A 9,684-nucleotide genomic window follows, 5' to 3' on the forward strand; every position below is an offset into this window, starting at 1 on the left:
CGCGCTGGCCGGATCGACGAGAAACGGGTCGTCGCTGAAGGAAACGATCGTGCCACGGAGCGCGGTGACAGATTTTTCAGTCAGAGCCGTCACTCCCGAGGACGCGGGGCGATGCGCTACACCAGCCGCGACTGCTCCACCGCGGCGTGAATGAACGATGCAAAGAGTGGGTGGGGATCGAAGGGCCGCGACTTCAGTTCGGGATGAAACTGCACGCCGACAAACCAAGGATGGTCTGGCACCTCCACGATCTCCGGCAACAGGCCGTCCGGCGAGAGCCCCGAAAAGCGCAAGCCGGCGGCTTCGAGTTTGTTGCGATAGCGCATGTTCACTTCGTAGCGGTGGCGGTGGCGCTCGGAGATGTGGGTCGTGCCGTAAATGCCGGCAACTTGGCTGCCCTTGGCAAGGACGGCATCGTAGGCGCCGAGGCGCATGGTGCCGCCGAGATTGCCGTTGGTGTGGCGCTGCTGGAGTTCCTCGCCCTTCATCCATTCGGTCATCAGGCCGATGACCGGTTCTTCGCTCGGGCCGAACTCCGTCGAGCTTGCGCCTTCGATGCCGGCGAGATCGCGTGCCACCTCGATGACGGCCATTTGCATGCCGAAGCAGATGCCGAAATAGGGAACGCGGCGCGTGCGCGCATATTTGGCCGCCTGGATTTTTCCTTCCGAGCCGCGCTCACCGAATCCGCCGGGAACGAGGATGCCGTTCACGTCCTCAAGATAGGTGGCAGCATCCTGGCACTCGAAGACCTGCGCCTCGATCCATTCGAGGTTGACCCTGACTTTGTTGGCGATGCCGCCATGCATCAGGGCTTCGCTGAGAGATTTGTACGCGTCCTTCAGCCCCGTGTACTTGCCGACGATGGCCACGGTCACCTCGCCGTCCGGATTGAGGACGGTCTCGGAGATCTCCCGCCAGCGTTCCAGGTCCGGCTCGGGCGCATCGGTAATGCCGAAGGCTGCGAGCACCTCGCGGTCCAAGCCTTCGCGGTGATAGGCGATGGGCACCTCGTAGATGCTCTCGACGTCGAGCGCTTGGATCACCGCTTCGGGACGCACATTGCAGAAGAGAGCGATCTTGCGCCGCTCGTCGCTCGGCAGCGGCCGGTCTGTCCGGCACAACAGCACATCGGGCTGAATGCCGATGGAACGGAGTTCCTTGACCGAGTGTTGCGTCGGCTTCGTCTTGAGCTCGCCGGCGCTCGGGATGAAGGGCACGAGTGTGAGGTGGATGAAGGCAGTCGAGCCGCGCGGCAGTTCGTTGCCGAGCTGGCGAATAGCCTCGAAGAAGGGAAGGCCTTCGATGTCGCCGACCGTGCCGCCGATCTCGCACAGCACGAAGTCGACACCTTCATTGCCTGTGGTGATGAAGGTCTTGATCGCGTCGGTGACGTGGGGGATGACTTGCACCGTGGAGCCGAGATAGTTGCCGCGCCGCTCCTTGGTGATGATCTCCTGATAGATGCGGCCGGTGGTGATGTTGTCGGCTTGGCTCGCGGGGCGTCCGGTGAAGCGCTCGTAATGGCCGAGGTCGAGATCCGTCTCGGCGCCGTCATCGGTGACGAACACCTCCCCGTGCTGATAGGGGCTCATGGTTCCCGGATCGACGTTGAGATAGGGGTCGAGCTTCCGCAGGCGAACGCTGTAGCCGCGCGCCTGGAGCAGTGCCCCGAGCGCCGCCGATGCGAGCCCCTTCCCTAGCGAGGAGACCACGCCGCCGGTAATGAAAACGTACCGCGCCATGGGCCTCGACCATATACGGAATCGTTCACGAGTCGTAGCCCAAAGAGCGATCGTCCACGGGCTACGCGTGGCGTTTCGGAATAAGCTAAATTAATTCGATTGCGGCGCCTGCGGCGTCGCCGGTGCCGGGCTCGGGGGTGCGACAGGGAGCTGCAGCGGCGCAAGACCGTTGCCGCCACCGGTGCTGCCGGGGATGATGGATGTCGGGGCCCGATGGGTGCCCGCCAGGATCGAGAGGACAAGGCTCGTGGTGAAGAAACCCGCCGCCAAAATTGCGGTGGCCTTCGTCAGGGCATTGCCGGCGCTGCGGCCGGTCATGAAACCACCGCCACCGCCACCGCCACCGCCGATTCCAAGAGCGCCGCCTTCGGAACGCTGCAGCAGGATTACGCCCACCATCGCGGCGGCAATCAAGAGGTGGATCAGGAGAAGCACTGTGCTCATTGGGTCGCCTTTGCTTTGTCAGCCGGTGTCTTATCCGAATCAGCCACCGTTTGGCTAGGCTTGGCTTCCGCTACTGTGGCGGGGCGGTTTGGGTTGCGGTCAGGCAGCGGCATCCCGTCGGTTGCGATCTTTGCCTTTTCCGCGCCGCCGCCACGGCACTGGAACACGATTTTCTCCTCGACCATCAAAAAGCGCCGCACCTTGTCGAGTTCCGTTGGGTCGAGATGGTCCTTGACCCAATCCGGACCGTGATCGAGGGCTGCCTGCATTTCGCGGGTCAGAAGCGCTTTGCGCTGGTCCTGAAGCTCTTTGCAGCTCTCTTTGTCGAGCGGCTCGGCCAGCACGCGCGAAGCCGCGAGCGGCAATAAGCCCGCGACGAGGAGCGCAACGGCAATGGAGCGCAGCGACAGCATTAAGGCCTCGCAGTATGATTCCCCACAGATAGCGGCAGAATGGCGAAGATTGCCGCCCTTGCCAACCACTTGGGGGCACCACTCGCCGAAGAATCGACGGGCCGGCCCGGTCAATAAGCGCATAAAATCGTATAAAAATCCTCAGCCTTCAGGCTCGCCCCGCCGACGAGGGCGCCATTCACATTTGCAATTTGGAGAAGTTCGCGGGCATTGCCGGGCTTTACCGAGCCGCCATAAAGGATGCGGACGCCGGTTCCCTCTTCTCCGATCAGCCTTGTGAGCTCAGCACGAATCACGGCGTGCACCTCGGCCACATCGTCTTGTGTGGGGGTTAGGCCCGAGCCGATGGCCCATACGGGCTCATAGGCAATCACGGTGTTCGCCGCGCGGGCGTCCCGTGGCACCGATCCGGCGAGCTGGCCTTGCACCACCTCCAAGGTCGCGCCGTTCCGGCGCTCTTGCTCGGTTTCGCCGACACAAATGATCGCCGAAAGCCCCGCGCGATGGGCTGCCTGCGTCTTGGCGTTCACCATGGCGTCGGTCTCGCCGTGATCGGTGCGGCGCTCCGAATGCCCCACGATGATCGCTTTTGCCCCAGCATCGGCCAGCATTTCGGCCGAAAGGTCGCCGGTATGCGCGCCGGAGGCCAAGGGATGACAATCCTGCGCGCCAAGCGTCACGGGGCCGCCTTCGAGCATGAGTTTGGCTTTAGTCAGAAGGGTCGCAGGCGGACAAACCATAATGTCCGTCGGCGGCAGGCCGTTCTGCGCCAGACGGTCGAGCAAGGAGGCAATCTCGGCCAGGGACGCTCCGAGACCGTTCATCTTCCAATTGCCGGCAACGAGCGGTCTGATGGCTGTCACGCCCCTCCCCTTTGTCTCAACGCGCCCTGGGCGATCGTTTTGCGCCTAAACCAAGCCTTTGCCTAGGGCCTCGCCTTGCCGCTCTTGTCTTGCTACCTATGAGGCCGTCGCAGCGCAGGACAGTCAAAAGATCGGTCCATCGCGCCGCCTTGGCAACTCATTGAACGGAAGGCTTGAAGCGTGGCACTCGACACTTTGCGCAGAGGCGCGGGACGGTTCTTCGGCGTGATCCTTCTCGGATTGCTCGTGATCAGCTTCGCGATTTGGGGCATCGCGGACATTTTTACCGGCTATGGCAGCCAGACCCTGATTAAAATCGGCGACACAGAGATCACGCAGCAGGACTATATGCGCACCCAGCAAGAGGTGCTGCGCTCGATGAGCGCATCGGCCGGACGAAGCCTGAGCATCCAAGAAGCGCGCACCATGGGCCTCGATAATCGCGTGCTGGAGCGGCTGATCGGCGGCGCCGCCGTCGACAATCATGCCGAGGATCTGCGCCTTGCCGTCGGCGACGATGCGATTCTCCAGGAGATCATGAAGGATCCCTCCTTTCAGGACAGCACCGGGCAATTCAGTCCAATCGCGTTCCAGCAGGCGCTGCGCACGGTCGGGCTAACGGAGCAGGGCTATCTTGCTTCGCAGCGCGAGCGCAATTTACGCCGGCAACTTCTCTCCACCGTCGGTAAAGGCGTGACGGCGCCGCAAATTCTGCTCGATGCCCTCAACCGCTTCAACAGCGAGACGCGCACGTTGCGGTATGTCCTCGTGCCCGACACGGCTGCGGGAGCCGTGCCCGAGCCGACCGAGGAGCAGCTTAAGAGCTACTACGACAATCACCGCGCAAAGTTTACGCAGCCGGAGTTCCGCAAACTCGGCCTCCTCGCCGTGACGCCGGAATCGGTGCGCGATCAGGTGCAGATCACCGAGAACGATCTCAAGACGACTTACGAGGCGGACAAAGGCCAACTCGGCAATCCCGAGCGGCGGCAGGTGCAGCAAATCCCCTTCGCGGACAAGGCGGCCGCCGATGCGGCGCTGCAGAAGATCCAGTCTGGCACGGATTTCATGGAGGTCGCCAAGCAGAACGGTTTGAGCGAGGGCGACGTCGATCTCGGGCTGTTGAAGCGCGGCGATCTTGCCGATCCCGCCGTCGCCGAGGTGGCGTTTGCCGCCGAGGAAAATAAAGTCAGCGGTCCAGTGACGGGCAAACTCGGCAGCACGGTGCTGCTCCGGGTGACCAAGATCGAGCCGGGCAAGACCCCGACCTTCGAAGAGGCCAAGCCGGAACTGGAGAAAAAGCTTCTCAAGGAGCGTGCGACCGGCGCGATCTTCGATCTGCACGATAAGATCGAGGATGAGCGCGCATCCGGCACGACCCTTGCGGAAATCGCAGGAAAATTCAAACTCAAGTTCGAGACGATCGATCAGGTCGACCGCCAGGGGCGCAAGCCCGACGGCTCCACGGTCACCCTTCCGGCGCAACAGACGGTGCTGGACGCCGCATTCAGCAGCGACAGCGGCGTCGAGAACGATCCGATCGACGCCAAGGACGAGGGCGTGATTTGGTACGATGTTTTGGGTGTCGTGCCGCAGCAGGTGAAGCCGTTCGACCAGGCCAAAGAAGACGTTGCCAAGGCGTGGCGTACGGATGAGGTCCGGACCCAACTTGCGAAATTTACGCAAGACCTCGTGAACGCGCTGAGCGGCGGCAAGACGCTCGAAGACGTGGCGAAAGAGCTGAACGCGGAAGTCATGTCGAGCGATCCGCTCAAGCGGAACGATATCGGCGTGAATGTTCTCAAGCCTGCCGTCGCCCAGGCCTTCACTCTGCCGCAAGGCGGGTTTGGGTCGGCACCTTCCGGCATTCAGGAAGGCCGCATCGTATTCCAGGTGGATAAGATCACGCCGCCCGAGCCGCTCGATGCGGCGGGTCTGGCCCAGGTCAAGCAACAGCTCGGCCTCTTCGTCAGCGACGACATCATCGCGGAGTATTTTGGTGCGCTCGAAGGCCGCTATGGCGTCAGCGTCAATCAAGAGGCGCTCGCCAAGCTGACCGGGACCGGCGAGCAGCCATGAACCCCGCGCCTGCTGCCTCCGTAACGCCGCTACCGCAGAGCGACGGCAGCGCTCCCATCGAGCCGGATTTCGCGACTTTCGCGCGCCTCTATGAGCAAAGCGTGCCGCAAGTGGCTTGGACGCGACTAGTCGCGGATCTCGATACGCCCGTCTCGGCGATGCTTAAACTCGCGGATGAGCGGCCCAACAGCTTTCTGCTCGAGTCAGTCGAAGGCGGGGCAACGCGCGGACGCTATTCAATTATCGGTTGCGAGCCGGATCTGATCTGGCGCGCGAATGGCGCCACGGCCGAAATCAATCGTACGCCACAGGTGGACGCTGAGGCGTTTGCACGCTCACCGCTTTCGACCCTCGACTCGCTGCGGGCGTTACTCAAGGAATCCGCGATCTCGCTGCCGCTCGGTTTGCCGAGCATGGCATCGGGCGTCTTCGGCTATCTCGCTTATGACTCGGTGCGGCTGATCGAGGATTTGCCGAGCGACAAGCGCGACCCGTTACAATTGCCGCACAGCATCATGGTGCGGCCGACGCTCATCGTCGTGTTCGACAGCGTCAAGGACGAGATGACCGTGGTGACACCGGTGCGGCCTGTCGATGGCGTGAGCGCGAAGGCAGCCTTTGCGCGCGCGGGAAAACGCCTCAGCCTTGCCATCGAACGGCTGGAGCAGCCCCTGCCGCATACGAGCGACACGGATCTCGCCACGCCGCATCCGGAGCCGTCGGGCAGCACTAGCGCCGAGGCCTATAAAGCGAAGGTTCTGCGCGCGAAGGAATACATCGCCGCCGGCGACATCTTCCAAGTGGTGTTGAGCCAGCGCTTCGAAGCGCCGTTCACGCTGCCATCGTTCGCGCTCTACCGCGCGCTCCGGCGCGTGAACCCCTCCCCGTTTCTCTATTATCTCAATTTCGGCAAATTCGCCGTGGTGGGCTCGAGCCCGGAAATCCTGGTGCGGGTCCGCGAGGGCAAGGTCACCATCCGACCGATCGCGGGGACGCGTCCGCGCGGCGCCACGCCCGAAGATGATGCGAAACTCGCGCAAGAACTGCTGGCGGATGCCAAGGAGCGCGCGGAGCATCTGATGCTGCTCGACCTCGGCCGCAACGATGTCGGCCGCGTGGCGGAGATCGGCAGCGTCGCGGTCACCGACTCCTTCTTCCTGGAATATTACAGTCAGGTGATGCACATCGTTTCGAACGTCGAGGGCCGGCTCGACCCGAGCCACGACGCCGTCGATGCGCTGATGGCGGGCTTTCCCGCTGGCACCGTGTCGGGGGCGCCCAAGGTGCGCGCCATGGAGATCATCGATGAACTCGAAGACGACGCCCGCGGCCTCTATGCCGGCTGCGTGGGCTATTTCTCCGCCAATGGCGACATGGACAGTTGCATCGTGCTGCGCACCTCAGTCGTGAAGGACGGTGTCATGTATGTGCAGGCCGGCGCCGGGATCGTCGCAGACTCCGTTCCGGAGAACGAGCAGACGGAATGCGTGAACAAGGCGAAGGCGCTCTTCAAGGCGGCGGATGAAGCGGTGCGCTTCGCAGCCCGTGCCAAGAGGGGTCAATGATGCTCACGCTCAGTCTGTTGCGTCATGCCAAGTCGAGCTGGAAAAATCCTGGCCTTCCGGATCATGATCGTCCGCTTGCGACGCGGGGCGAAATCGATGCGCCGCTGATGGGCCGGGCCATGACGGCGCACGGCATCGTACCGGAGTTGGTCCTCTGCTCCTCGGCGCGGCGGACCCGCGACACCCTTGCCCTCGTGCTGCCGGAGCTGAAAACCGAGCCGCGCGTCGTCTATGAGGACGCCCTTTATCATTCCCCGCCAGCAACGATGCTGAAGATGCTGCAAGATACGCCGTCAGCCGTCAGCAGCGTCACGCTCGTCGGGCATAATCCTGAGATCCAGGCCTTGGCGCTGGATCTGATCGGGCATGGCGCGAAGCTGCTGCGGGACCAGCTGGCGGCAAAGTACTCGACCACAGGGCTTGCGGTGATCAATTTCCCGGCGTCGCTCTGGCAGGACGTCTCGGTTAACAGCGGCACGTTGAGCCTTTTTCTGACACCGAAAGGCGTCAAGGCGTAGTCCCGCCTGCCGCTCCCCATGCCTTCGGAGGCGCGCCACCTTGACGGCACGACGACCCGAGGCGTAACACCACAACATGCTTACGCTCATCGATAACTACGATAGCTTCACATATAACCTCGTGCATTTCCTCGGCGAACTGGGCGCAAGCACGCGCGTCTATCGCAACGACAAGGTGACCGTCGAAGAGGTGCTTGCCGAGCGCCCGAAGGCCATCGTGCTGTCTCCCGGTCCATGCGATCCGGACCGCGCCGGCATTTGCCTGGGGCTCATCGAGCGCGCTGGGCCCTATTTGCCGATCCTCGGCGTGTGCTTGGGGCATCAGGCCATTGGGCAGGTCTATGGCGGTCGTGTGGTGCGCGCACCCACGCTCATGCATGGCAAGCTGTCGAAGGTGCATCACACCGCCCAAGGCGTGTTCGCGGGGCTCCCGCAAGATTTCTCCGCGACGCGCTATCACTCTCTGGTCGTCGAGCGCGAAAGCCTGCCTGAGTCACTTGAAATCACGGCGGAGACGCCGGACGGGGTGATCATGGGCTTACAGCACAAGCGCTATCCCGTGCATGGCGTGCAGTTCCACCCCGAGAGCATCGCCTCGGAGCATGGGCATCACCTGCTCGCAAATTTTCTGGATCTCGCGCGTGTCGAGCGGGAAGCGCGCGGGCCGGCACAGAAAGACAGCGTCGGTGCCCTCTAGCGTGGCGACGCATGAGGTGAGTGCGGCGGCGGATCTGCGCTGCGCCATACGCAAGATCGCGGAAGGCGGAAGCCTCACGCAAAGCGAAGCGGCCGAAGCCTTTGATCTCATTATGTCGGGCCGCGCGACGGATGCGCAGATCGGCGCGCTCCTCCTCGGCCTGCACGTGCGTGGAGAAACGGTAGAGGAAATTGCCGGCGCCGCCCGTGCCATGCGCGCAAAGGCGCTGAAGGTCACGGCGCCCGAAGGCGTCATCGATACATGCGGCACCGGCGGCGACGCCAAAGGAACCTACAACATCTCGACCTGCGCCGCTTTCGTGGTCGCAGGCGCCGGCGTTCCGGTCGCCAAGCACGGCAATCGCTCCATCTCCTCGCAGTCGGGCTCCGCGGACGTGCTCACCGCACTCGGCGTGAATATCGATTGCACGCCGGAGACGATCGCACTCTGCATCGAGCAGTGCGGACTCGGGTTCATGTTTGCGCCTGCGCATCATGCCGCCATGAGGCACGTCGCCCATGTGCGCACGGAGCTTGGCACGCGGACCATCTTCAACCTGCTCGGCCCCCTCGCCAACCCGGCGAGCACCAAGTTTCAAATCGTCGGTGTGTTTGCGGAGAAGTGGGTTGAGCCAATCGCTAACGTGCTTGGCCTCCTCGGCGTCCAGCGGGCCTGGGTGGTGCATGGCGCGGACGGCCTGGATGAGCTGACCACGACCGGCATCAGCCACGTCGCGGCGCTCGACTCCGGAAAAATTTCCACCTTCAAGATCACGCCGAAGAACGCAGGGCTACCCGAGGCAAAGCTCGAAGATCTCAAAGGTGGCGACGCTATCGAGAATGCCGTCCATATCACCGCGCTGCTGCAAGGCATGACAGGGCCGTTCCGCGATATCGTGCTGCTCAATGCGGCGGCGGCGCTGCTCGTCGCGAGCAAAGCCAAGACGCTCCGCGAAGGCGTTGCGCTCGCAAGCGAATCGATCGACAGCGGCAAGGCCAAGGGTGTCCTCGACGCGCTGGTCGAGCTTAGCCGTGATAAGGTCTGAGTATGGCAGACGTGCTCGACAAGATTCTTGCCTATAAGCGGGTTGAACTAGAGATCGCAAAGGAGGCCGTGCCATCCGCCGCGCTACGCAAGCGCACGGATACCGCCTCGCCGGGGCGGCCCTTTGCCGGGGCATTGCGCGCAAAGCTGTCAAAGGGAGAGATTGCCCTCATCGCCGAGATCAAGAAGGCGAGCCCCTCCAAAGGCTTGATCCGCGCCGACTTCGATCCGCCCGCACTGGCGCGGGCCTACGAGGCTGGCGGCGCGGCCTGCCTCTCGGTGCTCACCGACACCCCCTCCTTCCAAGGCCACCCGG

At 63.2% G+C, this 9,684-nt stretch carries 9 protein-coding genes and 1 pseudogene; 6 read left to right on the forward strand and 4 right to left on the reverse strand.

Annotated elements, in window-relative coordinates:
* Window positions 1-116 precede the first annotated feature (116 nt).
* From ACR2J1_RS03700 to tpiA, 4 genes are all read right to left on the reverse strand, one after another.
* Window positions 117-1,745, reverse strand: coding sequence for a CTP synthase (locus ACR2J1_RS03700; RefSeq protein WP_434018003.1), 1,629 nt, complete (start codon window positions 1,743-1,745; stop codon window positions 117-119).
* A gap of 90 nt (window positions 1,746-1,835) precedes the next feature.
* On the reverse strand, window positions 1,836-2,189 hold the full coding sequence (gene secG / locus ACR2J1_RS03705; RefSeq protein ID WP_434018004.1) for a preprotein translocase subunit SecG: 354 nt from the start codon (window positions 2,187-2,189) through the stop codon (window positions 1,836-1,838).
* The gene (locus ACR2J1_RS03710) at window positions 2,186-2,602 is read right to left on the reverse strand and encodes a hypothetical protein (RefSeq protein WP_434018005.1); all 417 of its coding nucleotides are present in this window, start codon (window positions 2,600-2,602) and stop codon (window positions 2,186-2,188) included. The genes secG and ACR2J1_RS03710 overlap by 4 nt, the downstream gene beginning before the upstream one ends.
* A gap of 110 nt (window positions 2,603-2,712) precedes the next feature.
* The gene (gene tpiA, locus ACR2J1_RS03715; RefSeq protein ID WP_434018006.1) at window positions 2,713-3,465 is read right to left on the reverse strand and encodes a triose-phosphate isomerase; all 753 of its coding nucleotides are present in this window, start codon (window positions 3,463-3,465) and stop codon (window positions 2,713-2,715) included.
* A gap of 180 nt (window positions 3,466-3,645) precedes the next feature.
* Here tpiA and ACR2J1_RS03720 point away from each other — a divergent pair, with 180 nt between their 5' ends.
* The 6 genes and pseudogenes from ACR2J1_RS03720 to ACR2J1_RS03745 form a co-directional block, all read left to right on the forward strand.
* Window positions 3,646-5,544: a peptidyl-prolyl cis-trans isomerase gene (locus tag ACR2J1_RS03720; protein WP_434018007.1), complete on the forward strand. Its 1,899-nt coding sequence runs from the start codon at window positions 3,646-3,648 to the stop codon at window positions 5,542-5,544.
* Window positions 5,541-7,109: an anthranilate synthase component I gene (gene trpE / locus ACR2J1_RS03725; RefSeq protein WP_434018008.1), complete on the forward strand. Its 1,569-nt coding sequence runs from the start codon at window positions 5,541-5,543 to the stop codon at window positions 7,107-7,109. Before ACR2J1_RS03720 ends, trpE begins: the two co-directional genes overlap by 4 nt.
* Window positions 7,109-7,627 (forward strand): SixA phosphatase family protein, encoded by a 519-nt coding sequence (locus ACR2J1_RS03730; protein ID WP_434018009.1) that lies wholly within the window; start codon window positions 7,109-7,111, stop codon window positions 7,625-7,627. Before trpE ends, ACR2J1_RS03730 begins: the two co-directional genes overlap by 1 nt.
* Window positions 7,628-7,703: 76 nt before the next feature.
* Window positions 7,704-8,324 carry an anthranilate synthase component II gene (locus tag ACR2J1_RS03735; RefSeq protein WP_434018010.1) on the forward strand — a complete coding sequence of 207 codons (621 nt, stop codon included), beginning with the start codon at window positions 7,704-7,706 and terminating at the stop codon, window positions 8,322-8,324.
* Entirely contained in the window at window positions 8,314-9,369 is a 1,056-nt protein-coding gene (gene trpD, locus ACR2J1_RS03740; RefSeq protein WP_434018011.1) for an anthranilate phosphoribosyltransferase, read from the forward strand. Before ACR2J1_RS03735 ends, trpD begins: the two co-directional genes overlap by 11 nt.
* A gap of 2 nt (window positions 9,370-9,371) precedes the next feature.
* Window positions 9,372-9,684: pseudogene (locus ACR2J1_RS03745) on the forward strand (indole-3-glycerol phosphate synthase TrpC); the annotation flags it as partial.

The organism is Methyloceanibacter sp., from assembly GCF_050999895.1.
Lineage (GTDB): Bacteria > Pseudomonadota > Alphaproteobacteria > Rhizobiales > Methyloligellaceae > Methyloceanibacter.

What these genes read in the sequence shown, in the direction of transcription:
- ACR2J1_RS03700 (WP_434018003.1), bottom strand. Translation starts at nt 1,745, where the DNA reads ATGGCGCGGTACGTTTTCATTACCGGCGGCGTGGTCTCCTCGCTAGGG.
- trpE (WP_434018008.1), top strand. Translation starts at nt 5,541, where the DNA reads ATGAACCCCGCGCCTGCTGCCTCCGTAACGCCGCTACCGCAGAGCGAC.
- ACR2J1_RS03735 (WP_434018010.1), top strand. Translation starts at nt 7,704, where the DNA reads ATGCTTACGCTCATCGATAACTACGATAGCTTCACATATAACCTCGTG.
- ACR2J1_RS03730 (WP_434018009.1), top strand. Translation starts at nt 7,109, where the DNA reads ATGCTCACGCTCAGTCTGTTGCGTCATGCCAAGTCGAGCTGGAAAAAT.
- ACR2J1_RS03710 (WP_434018005.1), bottom strand. Translation starts at nt 2,602, where the DNA reads ATGCTGTCGCTGCGCTCCATTGCCGTTGCGCTCCTCGTCGCGGGCTTA.
- secG (WP_434018004.1), bottom strand. Translation starts at nt 2,189, where the DNA reads ATGAGCACAGTGCTTCTCCTGATCCACCTCTTGATTGCCGCCGCGATG.